Origin of the sequence: Aldersonia sp. NBC_00410 (assembly GCF_026342035.1) — a bacterium.
GTDB lineage: Bacteria > Actinomycetota > Actinomycetes > Mycobacteriales > Mycobacteriaceae > Aldersonia.
This window is the reverse complement of sequence record NZ_JAPENM010000003.1, coordinates 315,520-332,606: the sequence shown is the minus strand read 5'-3', so window position 1 is coordinate 332,606 and position 17,087 is coordinate 315,520. Positions and strand designations below refer to the sequence as shown.

General features: G+C 68.6%; 17 protein-coding genes and 1 riboswitch. Of the genes, 11 read left to right on the top strand and 6 right to left on the bottom strand.

Annotation, left to right across the window (positions count from 1 at the left end; all coding sequences use genetic code 11):
• Positions 1-14: 14 nt before the first annotated feature.
• The gene (locus OG921_RS08475; protein WP_266111932.1) at positions 15-836 is read right to left on the bottom strand and encodes a crotonase/enoyl-CoA hydratase family protein; all 822 of its coding nucleotides are present in this window, start codon (positions 834-836) and stop codon (positions 15-17) included.
• Positions 837-1,022: 186 nt separating this feature from the next.
• On the opposite strand from OG921_RS08475, the gene OG921_RS08470 reads away from it, so the two are divergent.
• The 9 genes from OG921_RS08470 (at position 1,023) to OG921_RS08430 (ending at position 7,828) form a co-directional block, all read left to right on the top strand.
• Positions 1,023-1,343, top strand: coding sequence for a 2-oxo-4-hydroxy-4-carboxy-5-ureidoimidazoline decarboxylase (locus OG921_RS08470; protein WP_266111931.1), 321 nt, complete (start codon positions 1,023-1,025; stop codon positions 1,341-1,343).
• An 87-nt stretch (positions 1,344-1,430) separates the two neighbouring features.
• Complete coding sequence (locus OG921_RS08465) at positions 1,431-1,904, top strand: YbaK/EbsC family protein (protein ID WP_266111930.1); 474 nt, start codon at positions 1,431-1,433, stop codon at positions 1,902-1,904.
• A gap of 124 nt (positions 1,905-2,028) precedes the next feature.
• Positions 2,029-2,493 carry a flavin reductase family protein gene (locus OG921_RS08460; protein WP_266112284.1) on the top strand — a complete coding sequence of 155 codons (465 nt, stop codon included), beginning with the start codon at positions 2,029-2,031 and terminating at the stop codon, positions 2,491-2,493.
• A gap of 93 nt (positions 2,494-2,586) precedes the next feature.
• Positions 2,587-3,207, top strand: coding sequence for a TetR/AcrR family transcriptional regulator (locus OG921_RS08455; RefSeq protein WP_266111929.1), 621 nt, complete (start codon positions 2,587-2,589; stop codon positions 3,205-3,207).
• A gap of 28 nt (positions 3,208-3,235) precedes the next feature.
• Positions 3,236-4,477: a glycosyltransferase gene (locus tag OG921_RS08450; protein WP_266111928.1), complete on the top strand. Its 1,242-nt coding sequence runs from the start codon at positions 3,236-3,238 to the stop codon at positions 4,475-4,477.
• Positions 4,478-4,553: 76 nt separating this feature from the next.
• Entirely contained in the window at positions 4,554-5,168 is a 615-nt protein-coding gene (locus OG921_RS08445) for a TetR/AcrR family transcriptional regulator (RefSeq protein WP_266111927.1), read from the top strand.
• A complete protein-coding gene (locus tag OG921_RS08440; protein WP_266111926.1) occupies positions 5,165-5,926 on the top strand; it encodes a maleylpyruvate isomerase family mycothiol-dependent enzyme in 762 nt (253 codons plus the stop codon). Before OG921_RS08445 ends, OG921_RS08440 begins: the two co-directional genes overlap by 4 nt.
• Before the next feature lie 19 nt (positions 5,927-5,945).
• Positions 5,946-6,749 (top strand): MBL fold metallo-hydrolase, encoded by an 804-nt coding sequence (locus OG921_RS08435; RefSeq protein ID WP_266111925.1) that lies wholly within the window; start codon positions 5,946-5,948, stop codon positions 6,747-6,749.
• A gap of 53 nt (positions 6,750-6,802) precedes the next feature.
• Complete coding sequence (locus OG921_RS08430) at positions 6,803-7,828, top strand: phosphotransferase family protein (RefSeq protein WP_266111924.1); 1,026 nt, start codon at positions 6,803-6,805, stop codon at positions 7,826-7,828.
• A gap of 9 nt (positions 7,829-7,837) precedes the next feature.
• Here the strand turns inward: OG921_RS08430 and OG921_RS08425 are convergent, their stop codons facing one another.
• Both OG921_RS08425 and OG921_RS08420 read right to left on the bottom strand, forming a co-directional pair.
• Positions 7,838-8,440 (bottom strand): hypothetical protein, encoded by a 603-nt coding sequence (locus tag OG921_RS08425; RefSeq protein ID WP_266111923.1) that lies wholly within the window; start codon positions 8,438-8,440, stop codon positions 7,838-7,840.
• A gap of 202 nt (positions 8,441-8,642) precedes the next feature.
• Positions 8,643-10,040 carry an aminotransferase class V-fold PLP-dependent enzyme gene (locus OG921_RS08420; protein ID WP_266111922.1) on the bottom strand — a complete coding sequence of 466 codons (1,398 nt, stop codon included), beginning with the start codon at positions 10,038-10,040 and terminating at the stop codon, positions 8,643-8,645.
• Between the two features lie 46 nt (positions 10,041-10,086).
• A riboswitch (SAM riboswitch) is annotated at positions 10,087-10,201 on the bottom strand.
• Between the two features lie 209 nt (positions 10,202-10,410).
• Here OG921_RS08420 and OG921_RS08415 point away from each other — a divergent pair.
• Entirely contained in the window at positions 10,411-14,331 is a 3,921-nt protein-coding gene (locus OG921_RS08415) for a Pls/PosA family non-ribosomal peptide synthetase (RefSeq protein ID WP_266112283.1), read from the top strand.
• Positions 14,331-15,662: a M1 family metallopeptidase gene (locus OG921_RS08410; RefSeq protein WP_266111921.1), complete on the top strand. Its 1,332-nt coding sequence runs from the start codon at positions 14,331-14,333 to the stop codon at positions 15,660-15,662. Before OG921_RS08415 ends, OG921_RS08410 begins: the two co-directional genes overlap by 1 nt.
• A gap of 18 nt (positions 15,663-15,680) precedes the next feature.
• Here the strand turns inward: OG921_RS08410 and OG921_RS08405 are convergent, their stop codons facing one another.
• The 3 genes from OG921_RS08405 to OG921_RS08395 are packed head-to-tail and all read right to left on the bottom strand — an operon-like array spanning position 15,681 to position 17,036.
• Entirely contained in the window at positions 15,681-15,881 is a 201-nt protein-coding gene (locus tag OG921_RS08405) for a hypothetical protein (protein ID WP_266111920.1), read from the bottom strand.
• Positions 15,882-15,921: 40 nt separating this feature from the next.
• Positions 15,922-16,338, bottom strand: a complete 417-nt coding sequence (locus tag OG921_RS08400; RefSeq protein WP_266111919.1) for a DUF2752 domain-containing protein — start codon at positions 16,336-16,338, stop codon at positions 15,922-15,924.
• Between the two features lie 26 nt (positions 16,339-16,364).
• Positions 16,365-17,036 carry a DedA family protein gene (locus OG921_RS08395; RefSeq protein ID WP_266111918.1) on the bottom strand — a complete coding sequence of 224 codons (672 nt, stop codon included), beginning with the start codon at positions 17,034-17,036 and terminating at the stop codon, positions 16,365-16,367.
• Positions 17,037-17,087: the final 51 nt, after the last annotated feature.

Genomic DNA, 17,087 nt, shown 5'->3' with positions numbered 1-17,087 from the left:
ATCGGCTCGCCGATCTATTCGCCCTTGAACTCGGCCGGACGCTTCTCGAACACCGAACTGATCGCTTCCGTCAGATCATTCGAGGGCAGGAACGCCGCATTCCAGGCCGCCACGTAGCGCAGCCCATCGGCCACGATGCCTGCCCGCTCGCGAGCGAGCACGTCCTTGACGCCCTGCACGACCAGCGGCGGGTTCGCGGCGATCTCGCGCGCGGTGGCGTGCGCCGCGTCGAGGGCAGCCTCGGCATCGTCGAACACGTCGTTGACCAGACCGATCTTCTCCGCCCGCGCCGCGTCGATGTCCTTGCCCGTGTAAGCGAGCTCCCGCAGGTGCCCGTCACCGATGATCGCCGGCAGCCGGTGCAGCGATCCGACGTCGGCGACGATGGCGATCTTCGCCTCGCGCACGCTGAACTTCGCGTCGGCGCTGGCGTAGCGGATGTCGGCCGCCGAGATCAGGTCGACGCCGCCGCCGATGCACCAGCCCTGGACGGCGGCGACGACCGGCTTGCGGCAATCGGCGACGGCCGTGATCGAGGCCTGCAGCCGCTTGATTTCGTCGTGGAACTGGGTGCGCGGGCCGGCTAGCGCCTTGTCCGCGTAGAGCGGCATGAAGCTGCCGCCCATCGCCTGCAGGTCGAGGCCATAGGAGAAGTGCTTCCCGGATCCGGCGAGCACCACTGCCCGCACCTCGGGGTCGCGGTCGAGCTCGGCAAAGATCAGTGGGAGCTCGCGCCAGAAGTCGGGGCCCATGGCGTTGCCTTTGCCGGGACCGGTCAATGTGACCTGTGCAACAGAATTCTTGGTCTCGACGGTAAAGGCGTTCCATTCGCTCATGTGCACGAGGGTATCGGGGGCGTCGGCGGGCGAATTTGGAGGGTCTTGGCCGTTTGTTTCAAATGTAAACATTTCGGAAATTCCAGCACACAGTGTCGATATGACGCCGTGAGCGGGTGATTATCGAGGCCGTTGCCGCGTGAGAAAACGTCACGCGGCCGGGACGCCAGGACTTTGGAGGTCACCATGCTGATGCATCAGGGAATAGGTCTCGAGGAATTCAACACGATGACGTCGGCACGCGCAGTTCACGCCTTGTTCGAATGCTGCTGCAACGTCACGTGGGCGCAGAAGGTGGCCGATTCGCGGCCGTTCGGCAGTCACGAGGAACTCCTCGCCATGGCGGACAAGCAATTGTTCGCACTCTCCTCGGCGGACATGGAGCGGGTGTTCGACACCTGCGTCCACGAACACGTCGACAATCGCAGCGGCGACGAGCTCGGCCGCATCACCCGGATCCGACTCGAAAAGATGCTCGGCCCCGAAGAGGGCTACCCCGAGTACTGAGCGAACCCCGCCGTCGTCCACGTGCACCAGCAGCGCGATGCGATTTACGAATCGCGCGAAGCCACCACTTCGCCCTACTCTGTGTAGATGCGGAGGTTGCTGCACCCGAACGCATCCCACGTTGCGGACACCCTCATCGCCCGCGGCCACCACGGGGTGATCATCACCCAGCCGACGGCCACCCACACGGCCGAGGAAGCCGCCGAAGTGCTCGGCGTCGATGTGGGCGCGATCGTGAAATCGCTCATCTTCGACCTCGACGACGATCCGGTGCTCCTGCTGGTGTCGGGCAGCCATCAGGTCAACCTCGACAAGACCGGCACCCGGCTCGAAGGCGTCCTCACCCGCGCCCCCGCCGAGATGGTCCGGCACGCGACCGGGCAGCCGATCGGCGGCGTCGCCCCGGTCGGGCATCCGACCAACCTGCCCACTTACGTCGACAACGCGCTTGCCGAGTTCACCGAGCTGTGGGCCGCGGCCGGCCACCCCAACACCGTGTTCCGCACCACGTTCACCGAGCTGGTACGGATCACCGCCGGCCTGGCCATCGACGTCGACTGAGCTCCGTCCCTAGACTCGGGGCGTGATTTCCGATCAGCCGAATGCCGGTTCAGCCCGTGAACTCGCCGGGGTCGACGTGCCCGCGGACACGAGTGGCATCACCGCCGAGCAGTACCGCGCCGCGATGCGGCACTACCCGACCGGTGTCACAGTCGTCACGTTGCGTCACGACGACAATCCGATCGGCTTCACCGCGTCGTCGTTCGCCTCGCTCTCGCTCGATCCGCCCCTGATCTCGTTCAATATCGCGCACAGCTCGTCCAGCATCCGCGCACTGCACGCCAGCGACTCGGTGGTCATTCATTTCCTCGGCGAGCATCAGCGCCACGTCGCGCAGCGGTTCGCGCGCAGCGCCGATCAGCGATTCGCCGACCAGTCGCTATGGACATGGCTCGATACCGGCGAGCCTGTGCTCTACGGCACCCCGATCTGGCTGCGGGTGACCATTCATCAACTGATCCCGGTGGGCGATCACACCTTGGTGGTCGGCCTGGTCAACCGGGTGGAGGACGTCACCGATTCTCCGACCGGCGCACCGCTGCTCTACCACCACGGTCGGTACCACCGGCCGACGCCGATCGACGAGTAGTCCCGCCGACAAGTAATCCCACCGCAAAGCCGACAACCGTCGGGTAGGTGCCGCACGACTGCATCCATAGATCACTTGATCTATATTTAGATCATGCGATCTAGAGAGCGGACGTTCACCGAGTCTGCCCGGCGCCGCCAGATCGTCGACTGCGCCATCGACGCGATGGCCGAACTCGGCTACGCGCAGGCCTCGGTCCGCAAGATCGCCGAGCGCGCGGGCGTGGCGATGAGCGTCGTGCTGTACCACTTCGGCAGCAAAGACGAACTCGTCGCGGCAATCGTCTCCGAGTGCTATCGCTCGGTGATCGAAATCATGCTTCCCACAATCGAAGCCGATAATTCGGCGCAGGGAAAACTGGCCGCCCACATTCGCGGCCACATTTCCTATCTCGAATCGCATCGATCGCATCAATTGGCCATCACCGAGATCGCCTCGAACCATCGCGGACGAGACGGCCGACGGTTGGCCGATCTGGATATCGACCCCACTCATCTCGCCGATCTCGCCAAGGTCGACTTGGAGCCGATCTTCCGACTCGGTGTCGCGTCGGGCGAATTCCGCCCCGACCTGTCCCCGGACGCAATGGCATTGGCGGTGCGCAGTGCGATCGGCGGCGCATTGCTGCGCTCGACCACCGACCCGGACTTCGACGTCCGCGCCTACGGCGAGGACCTGGTGCTCGCTTTCCATCTCGCCAGCAGGGCTTCCTAGTTGCGCCACCCCGAACTGGAGATCGCAAATGACACGGATCGTTATCGCCGCCTACGGGTCGACCGGCGACATCATGCCGTTGACCGATTTCGGCAGCCGCCTCACCCTCGCGGGCCACGACGTCGTGATGACCTGTTCCACGGATCTCGCCGACGCCGTTGCCGAACGCGGAATATCGGCTCGGCCGGTGGATTTCGAGATCGACCCCGGGCTGGACCCGGAGCGGGAGAATCCGCTCAAACTCGCCATGCAGCTGGTGAAGCCGGCGGGGATGCGCCAACTCGGCAACAACCTGCTCGACGCCCTCGAGGACGTGCGGGCCGACGTGGTCCTGCTGTCACCGTTCGCCGAACTCGCCGGGCACGCGTTCGCCGAGGCTCGTGGTATCCCCAGCGTCGGCGTACGGCTGCAACCGGTCTCGGCGACCGGGGACTTTCCGCCCACTCTGCTCGGTTCATGGTCGGCGGGGTCGTGGGTCAATCGCGGCGCAGGCAGGCTCGCCGCCGCGGGATTCGATCGGATGTACGGCGGCGTGATCGCCGGTTTTCGCGAACGCCTCGGCCTTGCGCATCGCTCCCAGGGGACATCGCGGCGCGCGCGAACCCAGGCGGAATGGCCCATTCTGCACGGCTTTTCACCGGCCGTGCTGCCACGACCGGAAGATTGGCGCACGGGCCTGGACGTGGTCGGGTACTGGTGGCCCTCGATTCCCGCGGATTGGCGGCCACCCGCCGAACTGGTTCGATTCCTGGAGTCGGGACCGGCGCCGGTCTACCTCGGCTTCGGCAGCGTGATGTTGCCCGCCGAGCAATCCGCGCAGCTGTCCGAACTGATCACCGAGGCGGTCCGCGCTGCCGGCGTGCGGGCCGTCGTGCAAGCGGGCGGCGCGGGCCTCGACGTCACCGGCACCGACATGATCACTGTCGGTTCGGTTCCGCACGAGTGGCTGTTCGAACGGGTCTGCGCCGTCGCACATTCCTGCGGGGCGGGCACCGCCGGGGCCGGATTGCGCGCCGGTCTACCGACCGCGGCCATCCCCTCACCGGGCGGGGATCAACCGTTCTGGGCGAATCGGCTACACCATCTCGGCGCGGCCACGAAGCCGATTCCACGACCGCGCCTGACCGCCGACAAGCTCGCCCGGGCCATCGACACCGCCCTCAACGACTCCGGACTCCGTTCCCGCGCAGTCGAACTCGCCGACCAGATCGCCACCGAGGACGGCGGCGCACGCGTCGTCACCGCCGTGGAGCAACGCGTGGCGCGATAGGCCTCAGAACGGCGGTGGTAGATCTCGCACTGCCCACCCCTTGACATCCCGAGTGACTACGCTCACACTCCTAACCATGAAAGTTTCTCCTACTCGCAATAGGCAAGCCGAACGACGCGAGGCGACCCGACGAGAAATAGTCGAGACCGCGTGGGAGATCGCCCGCTCCGATGGACTCGCGGCAGTGACGCTGCGGGAGATCGCGGATCGGATCGGGATGCGGCCCCCGTCGCTCTATACGCACTTCGAGTCGAAGAACGCCGTGTACGACGCGATGTTCACCGACGCGTATATCCAACTCCACGAGACCTCCGCCGCCGCCGCCATACCCGACGAGCCGCGGGCGGCACTGTTGACCGGCGCGCAGACCTATTTCGACTTCGCGACCGCGGATCTCGCGCGATACCAGCTGATGAATCAGCCCGCGCTGCCGGATTTCCGTCCGAGCGAGTCCGCCTACGCCGCGTCGCTGCGCCAGTACGAGTGGTTCCGTGGGCGTATGGCGGCGGTCGGTGTGACCACCCAAGCAGACCTGGACCTGTGGACCGCGCTCACCAGCGGCTTCGTCAACCAGCAACTCGCCAACGATCCCGGCGGGGATCGCTGGCGCCGGCAGCTTCCCCGCCTCGTCGACATGTTCTGCACCGCGGTGGGGATCCCCGACCCCGAAGCAAGGAGCACCTCGCGATGATCACCACCGACCACGACCGATCTCGGTTGCGCGCCCCCGCGCTGGACCGCGAAACCTCGATGACCCTGGCCGCGACCGAGTATCAGCGCGTCGCCGACTTGCTCGGGTCGCTGGAGCCCGAGCAGTGGACGATGCCCACCGAATGTCCCGGCTGGACCGTCCGCGACCTCGCCGCGCACATGCTGGGGATGGTCGAGATGGCCGCATCCCTGCGCGAACAACTCCACCAGACGCGCGCGGCCCGCCGTCGCTCCACCGGCGTTTTCATCGATGCCCTGACCGCGCTGCAGATCGAGGAGCGGGCGGGTATGACGCCGGCGCAGATCCGCGACCGGTTCGCCGTCCGTGCGCCGAAAGCCGTGCGGGGTCGTCGGCGCATTCCCGGTTTCGTCCGGCGGCGCCCGCTGGCGGTCCCCGGCGAGTTCGGCGGAATCGCCGAGCCGTGGCAGATCGGTTTCCTCACCGACATCGTGCTCACTCGCGATCCCTGGATGCATCGCATCGACATCACCCGCGCGACGGGCGCCGAGCATGTCCTTACCGCCGAGCACGACGGTGTCCTCGTCGCCGACGTGGTAGCCGAATGGGCCGACCGGCACGGCGAGCCCTACACCCTGCACCTCGCCGGACCCGCCGGCGGCCACTGGTCACAGGGGCGGGGCGGTCCCGAAATCGAGCTCGACGCTATCGAATTCACCCGCATTCTGTCCGGACGCGCGTCCGGAACCGGCCTCCTCAGCACTCCAGTCCCGTTCTGAAACACAAGAAGGACCTGTCATGGATATCCACCGCCTCCGCAACGACGTCACCGTGCTCGCCGACCAGACCGAAATACCCGGCCTCGGGCACCTCCCCGTCAACGCGTTCGTTCTGCACGCCGACCAACCGGTCGTCATCGACACCGGATTGAGCCTGCCCGACCGCGATTTCGTCACCACACTCTCGTCGGTGATCGATCCCGTCGACGTGAAATGGATCTGGCTCACGCACCCCGACCGCGATCACACCGGTGGGCTGTACGAACTGCTCGACGCTGCCCCGAACGCGCGCGTGATCACCACGTTCCTCGGCATGGGCATCCTCGCCAGCCAGAATCCGCTCCCACTGGAGCGGGTATATCTGCTCAACCCCGGCCAAAGTATCGATGTCGGTGACCGCAGCCTGACCGCGTTCCGACCGCCGGTCTTCGACAGTCCCGCCACGACCGGACTTTTCGACACCAGGACCGGAGTATGCCTGTCGTCGGACTGCTTCGGCGCGGTCCTGGAAACTCCCGAGCACGCTGCGGTTGCCGATCTAGCCGACGCCCCGGAGTCCGAACTCAAGGCGCGCCAGCTGCTTTGGGCCGGCGTGGATAGCCCATGGGTGCACAACGTCCATCCGGACCGGTTCGCGGCGATGCTGTCCGAATTGCGTCGACTCGATCCGTCGTGGATCTTGAGCAGCCACCTGCCGCCGACTCGCTCGGTCGACACCCTGTTCACCAACCTCCTCGACGCGCCGCAATCCGACCCGTTCGTCGGTCCGGATCAGGCGGCACTGGAGGCGATGCTGGCGGAGTTCGAACCGGTTCCGGCCTGACCGGTGTAGCTTTCGGCACACGACCCCCATGACGCCGACACACCGGAGTTCTCGTGACGTCCGAAAAGATTGCGCTGCCGGGCATCGACGCCGATGCCGTCTCCACCTGGTTCGGCCGGCACGTGACCGGAGCCGAGGGGCCGCTGCATTTCGAGCTGATTGCGGGTGGACGCTCCAACCTCACCTACCGCGTTCGCGACCGGGCGGGTGGCGACTGGGTGTTGCGGCGCCCACCGACCGGGGAGCTCCTCGCGTCCGCGCACGATGTCGTGCGCGAGTCGAGGGTGCTCGAGGCGATCGGGTCGAGCCCCGTGCCGGTGCCGCGGGTCGTCGGCTGCTGCACCGACCCGGCCGTCACCGGAGCAGATTTCTACGTGATGGATTATGTCGCCGGCGTGGTGGTCGATGGCGCCGCAACGGCGGCCGAAATCGACTGGGACGCGAGGCAGGTCGCCTCGACCGACATCGTCGATACCCTCGCTGCGATTCACGCGGTGGACACCACAACCGGTCCGCTTGCCGAATATCAAAGGCCTGGAAGCTATCTGGAACGTCAGCTGAAGCGCTGGAGCCGGCAGCTCGCGGCCGGCGGCATCACCTCCGGGCCGCTGCTGGAGTTGCGCGACATCCTCACCCGGGAAATGCCCGTGCAGCGTTGGACCGGTTTGGTGCACGGCGACTACCGACCGGGAAACCTGATCATCGGGCCGTCGGACGGCCGCGTGCGCGCGGTCCTGGACTGGGAACTGTGGACGGTCGGCGACGTGCTCGCCGATGTGGGCTGGCTGGCGGCGATGTGGGCATCGGCAGACGTAGTCGGCTGGTCACCCGACCCCGCCGACGGGTTCCTCGACGTCGATACCGCGTGCGCCCGCTACGCCGACACCACCGGACGCGACCTGAGCGCGCTGCGGTACTACCACGCGTTCGCGCTGTGGAAGCTCGCCGCCATCGCGGAAGGGGTCTATGCCCGCTTCCGCGACGGCGCGATGGGCGAGCAGCCCCCGGACCTCGTCACGCTGCTGGCGCAACGGCCCGGACTGCTCGCCGAACGGGCACGGCGGACACTGGCGGACTGATCGTCCGCGTTACCCGCCGAAACCGCTGCGGGCGAACAGTTCCGCGACCCCGTCCGCCGGCCGGATCAGTCCGCGGGCACCGAGTCCGGCCAGCACGTCGCCGACGATCAGGCCGAGCGTCGTGTCAAGTTCGAGCGGTCGCAGCGTGACCCCGTCGGCGACCTCGGCGAGACGCAGATCGGAGATCAAGCCGACCAGCCCATCGGCCGTACCGACGTAGGGCACCGTGTCCGGGGTGCGCGGTGCACCGAGCCGGCCATCGAGTTCACCGAGCCGGCGCAGCGCGGTCGAGGCGTCGGCGGCGAGCAGCGTCTCGATGTCGAGTACCACCGACACCGCGTCGGGGTCGCGACCGGCGGCCTCGACCTCGGCGCGGATTCCGGCGCGGATCTTTTGCGCCGCACGCAGATCGGCGGCGCGCACCCGTCTGACCGCATCCGGATACGCGGTCAGGTCGAGGGCTTCGACACCGGGGGCACCGGCGGTCAGTTCGATCCAGCGGTCGGGTCGCACCGGCAGTCGAGTTTCACCGCGGCGCAGCGCCGGATGGTGGCCTCGTTCGGTCAGCTCGACGGCGATATGCAGGGGACGGGTAAGCAAGGTCGTGGACATGGAACGGTCCTTCGATCGTGATGGTAGGTGACGGGCGGAGACTTCAGGCCCGACAGCTACCGGCAGCGGTACGGCACAGATCGATGTGCCGACGACGCTGAAAGAACCCACCACGGTGCACCGCACCGGTCTGCAAGGTCCATTCCATGGACTCAGCCTACCCGGCCAACGCATGTCGCGGGAAACGCCCGGTTGCCACCGTTCACCCGCCCTGCGCGACGATCGCGCAGGGTGCCGAACCGGCGGTCGCACCGGCATCCGCGACCAGGAACGGCCGGGTCTCCGGTGCCGGATTCCAGTGCCCATCCGTCTTCGCATACGTCCAGCCGGGCCCGTCTGCGACGAGTTGCCCGATCGCACCGACCAGTCGATCCACGTCGGCGGCGCTGCTGCCGAGCCCGATGCTCGCGCGCACCGCGGCATCGTGGCCGAGCCGGGCCAGGAACGGATGCGCGCAGAAGCGGCCGTCGCGCACCCCGATGCCGTGCTCCGCCGACAGGTAGGCCGCGACCTCGCCGGGTTCGTGCCCGGCGACGGCGAACGCGACGATCCCGACGCAGTCGGTGCTGTCGGACCACGCCCGCAGCAGTTCGACACCCGGCACCGCGGACAGCCCGGCGCGCAGCCGGTCGCACAGCACCCGCTCGTGCGCCTGCACCAGGTCGGTATCGAGGTCGGCGAGCGCTTCACACGCGGCGGCCAGCGCTGCGGCACCGAGCACGTTCGGGCTGCCCGCCTCGTGCCGCTGTGGCGCCGGCGCCCACTCGGCAGACACGTCGAGCGGTCGCTGCGCTCTCGCGGGGGTGGTGGTCACCTCGCGCACCGCACCCCCGCCGGCGAGATAGGGCTGCGCGACGTCGAGCCAGTCGCGCCGCCCGACGAGCACGCCCGCGCCGAACGGGGCGTAGAGCTTGTGGCCGGAGAACGCGAGGTAATCCACTCCGCACTCGGCCAGGTCGATCCGCCGGTGCGGCGCGAGTTGCGCCGCGTCGACGAGGATCCGCGCGCCGCACCGGTGCGCGATATCGGCCAGCCGCGCGATCGGCAGCACCTCACCGGTGACGTTCGAGGCACCTGTGATGGCAAGCAGCGCAGCAGGTTTCGAGCACAGTTCGGCGACGATCCGGCGAATGGTCTCCTCGATGGTGTCCGCCGCGGTCACCACCCGGCGGCCGCGCCGCCAGGCAAGCAGGTTGGCGTGGTGTTCGATGTCGAGCACCACGGTGTCGCCCGGCACGCAGGCCGCGAGCAGGTTCAGCGAATCGGTGGTGTTGCGGGTGAACACCACCACCTGGTCTGGAGAGGCCCCCACGAACCGCGCCACCGTTGTCCGCGCGCTCTCGTAGCAGGCGGTCGACACCCGCGAGGCGTAACCTGCCCCTCGATGCACGCTTGCGTAATACGGCAGCAGGTTGTGCACGCGATCGGTCACGGCGGCCAGTGCAGGTGCGCTCGCGGCGTAATCGAAGTTGGCGTACGTGCACGATCCACCCTGCACCAGCGGCACGTTCAGGTCGGCACCGGAAACGGTGCAGATCGGGGCCGGGCCAACCGGAGCAGCCGTCGCGCAGGAGGTTTCGATTTCGAGTACAGCAGTCATCACGACATCCCGTCGATAAGGGACTCGTCGGTTGAGTGACCGGAAGAGTCCGCGCTTGCCGGCATCCATTGCGGACGCGGCCAGGTCGTCACCCGGAGCACCCCACCGCGGAGGAGGGTTGCCGACCAGCAAGCCGGGGCTTCACGCTGGTACTCGTGACCTGACGCGAGATTCCCAGAATGGGGCCCATGCTGTCAAGCCGGGCGCATGCTTTCAGCGACGCGTGCCGCGCGGTCGTTCACCTTTTGTCCATCCATTGGTGAGATAAAGCCATCGTCATCCGGCCGATGTGCCGGTCCGAGAGCGAAGGTGGATACGAGAGTTGTCAGTGGAATCGCATGAGCGTGCCCCGGCCGGTGCGCCGGTGACGATGCCCACCGTCGACGACGACTTCCTGCGATCGGCGCTCGCTCCGCCACCGCGGACGCTGATCGACATCCTCAACGCGACCGTCGAGACCTATCCCGACGCGCCCGCGATCGATGACGGCGCCAACCTGCTCAGCTACGCCGAACTGGCCGCCGTCGTCATGGAAGGCGTGGAGTGGCTCGAGCGCACCGGCGTGCGACCGGGCGACCGGGTCGGCATCCGGATGCCATCCGGTTCGTATTCGCTCTACGTCGCGATTCTCTCGGTGCTCGCGGTGGGCGCCGCCTACGTGCCGGTGGACGCGGACGACCCCGAGGAACGCGCCGAGCTCGTGTTCGGCGAGGCCCGGGTGCGCGCGGTGATCACCGCGGGCGGAATCGGAACCACCGGCGCGTCCGACGAGCCCGTGCCGCTCGACCCTGCGCTGCCGCGCCCCACCCTCGACGACGACGCGTGGATCATCTTCACCTCCGGCTCCACCGGCACCCCGAAGGGCGTCGCGGTCAGCCACCGCAGCGCGGCCGCCTTCGTCGATGCCGAGGCTCGACTGTTCTTGCAGGACAACCCTATTCGCCCCGGCGACCGCGTTCTGGCCGGCCTCTCGGTGGCGTTCGACGCGTCCTGCGAGGAGATGTGGCTGGCCTGGCGGCACGGCGCCTGCCTGGTCCCCGCGCCGCGTGCGCTGGTGCGCAGCGGGGTCGACCTCGGCCCGTGGCTGGTGGCGCACGAGGTGAACGTGATCTCGACGGTGCCCACGCTCGCCGCGATGTGGCCGCCCGAAGCGCTGGAGAACGTGCGGCTGCTGATCTTCGGTGGCGAAGCGGTTCCGCCCGAACTGGCCGACCGGCTCGCCGGCGATGACAGTGGCAACGGCGCCGGCGAGGGGCGCGAGGTCTGGAACACCTATGGCCCGACCGAGGCGACGGTCGTGGCGTGCGCGGCGCGACTGGGCGGCGGCGGTCCGGTCCGGATCGGGCACCCGCTCGACGGCTGGGATCTCGCCGTCGTCGACGCCAAGGGCAACCGGGTGGCCGAGGGTGAGACCGGTGAGCTCGTCATCGGCGGCGTCGGTCTGGCGCGCTATCTGGATCCGGCGAAGGACGCCGAGAAGTACGCGCCGATGCCCTCGCTGGGCTGGGCGCGCGCCTACCGCAGCGGCGACCTGGTGCGGCTCGAGCGCGCCGGGCTGATCTTCGGCGGCCGCGCGGACGATCAGGTCAAACTCGGCGGGCGTCGCATCGAACTCGGCGAGGTCGACAACGCGCTGCAGCACCTGCCCGGCGTGCGCGGCGCCGCAGCCGCGGTCCGCGCCACCGAGACCGGGCATCAGATCCTGGTCGGCTACATCGCCGCCGAAGACGGATTCGATCTCAAGGCCGCCCGCGAGCTACTGGCCGAGCAGCTCCCGGCGGCGCTGGTGCCGCGGCTTGCTCGCGTCGACGACCTGCCCACCCGTACCTCAGGCAAGGTCGACCGCGCCGCACTGCCCTGGCCGCTGGCCGGCGTCGGCACCGACGCGGCCGCCGAGCACGGCCTGTCGGGCACCGCCGGCTGGGTAGCCGAATTGTGGACCCGGATCCTCGGCGCCCAGATCACCGGGCCCGACGACGACTTCTTCGATGTGGGCGGCGGATCGCTGGCCGCCGCGCAGCTCGTCACCGCGCTGCGCGAACGCCACCGGAACGTGACGGTCGCCGACCTCTACGACCATCCACGCCTGGGCTCGCTCGCCGAACATCTCGACGATTTCGCACCGGCCGCCGCAGTCACGGAACGCGTCGTGACGCCGACACCGCGCCGTGCGCAGGTCGCCCAGATCGCGGCCACCCTGCCGCTCGCCACCCTCACCGGTCTGCAGTGGGTGACCTGGCTCGCCCTGGTATCCAACGTGTTCGGCTGGTTCGTGCCCACCGGCCCCGGCACCGCACTGTCCTGGCTGCCGACCGTCTCGTGGTGGTGGGTGCTGCCCGCGTTCCTGGTGTTCATCAGCCCGATCGGCCGGATGGCGATCTGTGTGGCCGGGGCGCGGCTGTTGCTGCGCAACCTCGAACCGGGCAGTTACCCCCGCGGTGGGCCCGAGCATCTGCGGCTGTGGATCGCGTTGCGGCTGTCGGAGGCGAGCGGAGCGGAGAACCTGTCCGGGGCACCCTGGATGGTTCCGTTCGCCCGCGCACTCGGCGCCAAGATCGGCCGCGGCGTCGACCTGCACACCTTGCCGCCGGTGACCGGCCTGCTCGAACTCGGCGACGGCTGCTCGGTCGAACCCGAGGTGGACCTCTCCGGGCACTGGGTCGACGGCGACATCGTGCACATCGGCCGCATCGTGATCGGTTCGGGCGCCGTCGTCGGTTCCCGCTCGACCCTGCTGCCCGGCGCGGTGATCGGTAAGAACGCGGTCGTCGCAGCCGGTTCCGCGGTGACCGGACGGGTGAAAGGCGGCCAGTACTGGGCCGGCTCACCCGCAGTGAAGGTCGGCAAGGCCGAGTACCCGTGGCCGGCCGAGACACCGCCACGCGCCCCGCACTGGGTCCTGGTGTTCGGGCTGACATCGTTCGTCCTCGCCGCGATGCCACTGCTCGGCCTCGCCGCGGGCATCGCGTTGATCGGGTGGTGGATCCGCGACGCCGCATCGCTGTGGTCCGCGTTCGGCGAGGCGCTGCTGATCCTGCCGGTCGCCACGCTGCTGAGCCTGCTCGTGTTCGCGGCGTTGACCGTGCTCGCGGTGCGCGCGCTGGCGATCGGCGTCGAGGAGGGCGCGCACCCGGTGCGCAGCCGGATCGGCTGGCAGGTCTGGGCCACCGAGCGGCTGATGGACTCCGCGCGCACCTTCCTGTTCCCCCTCTACGCGAGCCTGCTCACCCCGGTCTGGCTGCGCCTGCTCGGCGCCGATATCGGCAAGAACGTCGAGGCGTCGACGGTGCTGATGCTGCCGAAATTCACCACGGTCGGCGACGGCGCGTTCCTGGCCGACGACACGATGATCGCGAGCTACGAACTGGGCGGCGGCTGGATGCGCATCGCGGAGGCCAAGGTCGGCAAGCGCGCGTTCCTCGGCAACTCGGGCATGACCGCGGGCGGGCGCCGCGTGCCGAAGAACGGACTCGTCGCGGTGCTGTCCGCGGCGCCGTCGAAGGCAAAGGCCGGCTCGTCGTGGCTGGGCAGCCCCCCGGTTCGGCTGCGCCGGGCGGCGAGCCGCGCCGATGTCGAGCGGACCTTCGATCCGCCACGCCGGCTCAAGATCGCCCGTGCGGCCGTGGAGACCTGCCGGCTGATCCCGGTCATGGTGTCGTTCGGTATCGGACTGTTCGTGCTGTTCGCGCTGGCCGCGTTGGCGAACGGACCGGGCTACTGGTTCGCGGCGCTCGCCGGCGGCGTGGTGCTCATGGTCGCGGGCGCGCTGGCCGGCCTGTGCGCGGTGCTGGCGAAGTGGCTCGTGGTCGGCCGCATCCGCAAGGTCGAGCACCCGCTGTGGAGTTCGTTCGTCTGGCGCAACGAGGTGTCGGACGCGTTCGTCGAGACCGTCGCCGCGCCGTGGTTCGCCCGCGCGGCGACCGGCACCGCGGTGATGAACGTCTGGCTGCGCGGTCTCGGCGCCACGATCGGTCGCGGGGTCTGGTGCGAGTCGTACTGGCTGCCCGAGGCGGATCTGGTCACCCTCGGCGACGGGGCGACGGTCGAGCGCGGCTGTGTCGTGCAGACCCACCTGTTCCATGATCGGATCATGGCTATGGACACGGTCACCCTCGGCGCGGGCGCCACCCTCGGCCCGCATTGCGTCGCGCTGCCCGCCGCCACGGTGGGTGCGGGCGCGACGGTGGGCCCAGCCTCGCTGGTGATGCGCGGCGACACAGTGCCGCCGTCCACCCGCTGGCAGGGCAACCCGATCGCGGTGTGGACGATGCCGCCGGACGGTGATGCCTGATGCCCAAATCGGCCGAGCAACCCATCGACGACTACCTGCCGCAGAACGGCAACCGCGGTTACCGGGTGTCACGCTACGAACTCGACCTGCAATACCGGGTGATCAGCAACCGGCTCGCAGGCAAGGCGTCGATCACCGCGGTAAGCACCGAGCTTCGGACCCGGTTCGCACTCGACCTCGCGCAATCGCTGCAGGTGTCCAAGGTCACCGTCAACGGCGCACGGGCGAAGTACGGCCATCAGCGCGGCAAGCTGACCATCACACCGCCGCAACCGATCCCGGCGGGCGGCGCGATGTCGGTGGTGGTGCAGTACGGCGGCACCCCGAAACCGATCCGCGGACAATGGGGCGAGGTCGGTTGGGAGGAACTCACCGAGGGCACCATGGTCGCGAGCCAGCCGAACGGCGCCGCTTCCTGGTTCCCCTGTGACGACCACCCGAGTTCCAAAGCGAGCTACCGGATCTCGATCACTACCGACTCGCCTTTCCACGCGCTGGCCAACGGTGCCCTGGTGCGCAAGCAGGTGAAGGCGAGCCAGACGACGTGGGTGTACGAGCAGTCCGAGCCGATGGCGACCTATTTGGCGACCGTAGCAATCGGCCGCTACGAGCGGCGCCGGGTCAGCCGCGATCCGGTCCCGATGTTCGTCGTCGCACCGCCGCGGCTGCGCACCAAGTTCGACTACGACTTCGGTCGCCAGCAGCAGATGATGACGACCTTCGAAAAGCTGTTCGGGCCATACCCTTTCGACGAATACACCGTCGTGGTCACCGACGACGCGCTGGAGATCCCGATCGAAGCCCAGGGCATCTCCATCTTCGGGGCGAACCACTGCGACGGTCGCCGCACCGCCGAGCGCCTCGTCGCCCACGAACTCGCACACCAGTGGTTCGGCAACAGCCTCACCATCCGTGCGTGGCACGACATCTGGCTACACGAGGGCTTCGCCTGTTACGCGGAGTGGGTGTGGTCCGAGGCCTCGGGCGGGCCGACCGCGGACCAACTCGCACGGGCCGCACGGCAGAACCTGTCACGCGAGCGCCAAGACCTGCTGCTCGGTGACCCCGGCCCGACGCTGATGTTCGACGACCGGGTCTACAAGCGTGGCGCGCTGACCCTGCACAGCTTGCGCACCGAACTCGGCGACGCGAAGTTCTTTGCCCTACTTCATGACTGGACCGCCAAATACCGACACGCGTCGGTGACGACGGACGATTTCATCGCACTCGGGGCGCATTACACGGCCAGGCCGTTGCAGCCGTTGTGGGACTCATGGCTGTACACCAAGAAGCTGCCGGAGCTACCCCTCAGTGGTGCGGTCGGGGGCTAGCGGCGCGCTTTTTCGAAGTCAGGGCACCCAGTAGCGCCCGGCAAGGTCCTCGATCACCGGGTCGTCGTCCTCGGCGGCATCGAGCGCGGCCAGGTCCGATTCGAGCGTGATCAGCCGCGGATCGTTGTCGTCGTCCTCCTCGTCGGCGGGCTTGCCGCCGTCCTCGGTGATCTGCCGCAGCAATTTTTCCCGTACCCGCGCCTTCAGCGAATCAGCCATGCCACGAGCATGCCGCCTGCGCGACCGGCTGTCATGCGAACTATGCGGGCGCGAGCCAGTTCCCCCAGCCGGTGTTGCGGACAACGGTGAACGCGACGAGCACCACCACGACCATCGCGAGCGTCGCGCGGCCGGACGGCAGCCGGACCGTGCGACCGCTCACCCAGCACAGCCACGCAAGGACCGCGGCGAGCACGAGCGGGGCGACGAACACATTGCTCGACAACGACGCGGCCAGGTCGGCGTGCGCGAGATCGTTGGCCGCGCGCAGCCCGCCGCAGCCGGGGCACCACAGCCCGGTGATCGCGTGGAACGGGCATGGCAGGTACGCGCCGGGGGTGTGGGGATCGCGCACCCGCAGTACGGCGAACGCGGCGAGGCCGGCAGCGGCGACGGTGACCGGGCCGCGCAGGCTGCGGCCGTGCAGAGCGGGCCTGCGCTGCGTCACACCGTTCATGGCAGCCACGGTAATCCCCGTCCGGATCAGCTGTCCGCTATCTCGCCGGCCGCCGGTTCGGTCCCGGCCGGTTCCGGACCGGACAGCAGTTCGGCGCGGCGCTGCCGGTGCACCCGTACCCGCCAGATCAGCACGCCCACAAGCACGAGCGCGGCCACCACCAGCGCGACGTCGCGCCCGACCGTTTTGGCCACCGCCTGATAGGAGTTGCCCGCGACGAAGCCGATCACCACGAACAGCACACCCCAGGTGATGCCGCCGACCGCGTTGTAGACGAGGAACCGCGGGTACGGCATCTTCGACATCCCGGCCAGGCCGGGCATGACGGCACGGAAGAACGCAATGAACCGGCCCAGGAACACTGCGGTCCCGCCACGGCGCGACAGCAGGTCGCGCGCGCGGTCGATCCCGTCGGAGCGTTTCGCCATTATCGGCACGGCCAATAGCCGCGGGCCGTACCGCGAGCCGACCTCATAGCCCACCGAGTCGCCCGCGATCGCCGCGACCACCACGACCCCGATCATCAGCGGCAGCGACAGGTGGTCCTGACTCGCCGCAACACCCCCGAGTACGGCTGCCGTCTCACCGGGGATGACGAACCCGAAGAACAGGGCGTCCTCGGCGAACACGAGTAGCCCAACCACGACGTAGATCCACGCGGGCGGGATGTCCAGAATGCGCTCGAGGAACTGGTCCATCAGCGGACGGACCGCGCAGCCGGCTTCACCAGGACAGGCTAGCGACTCCCT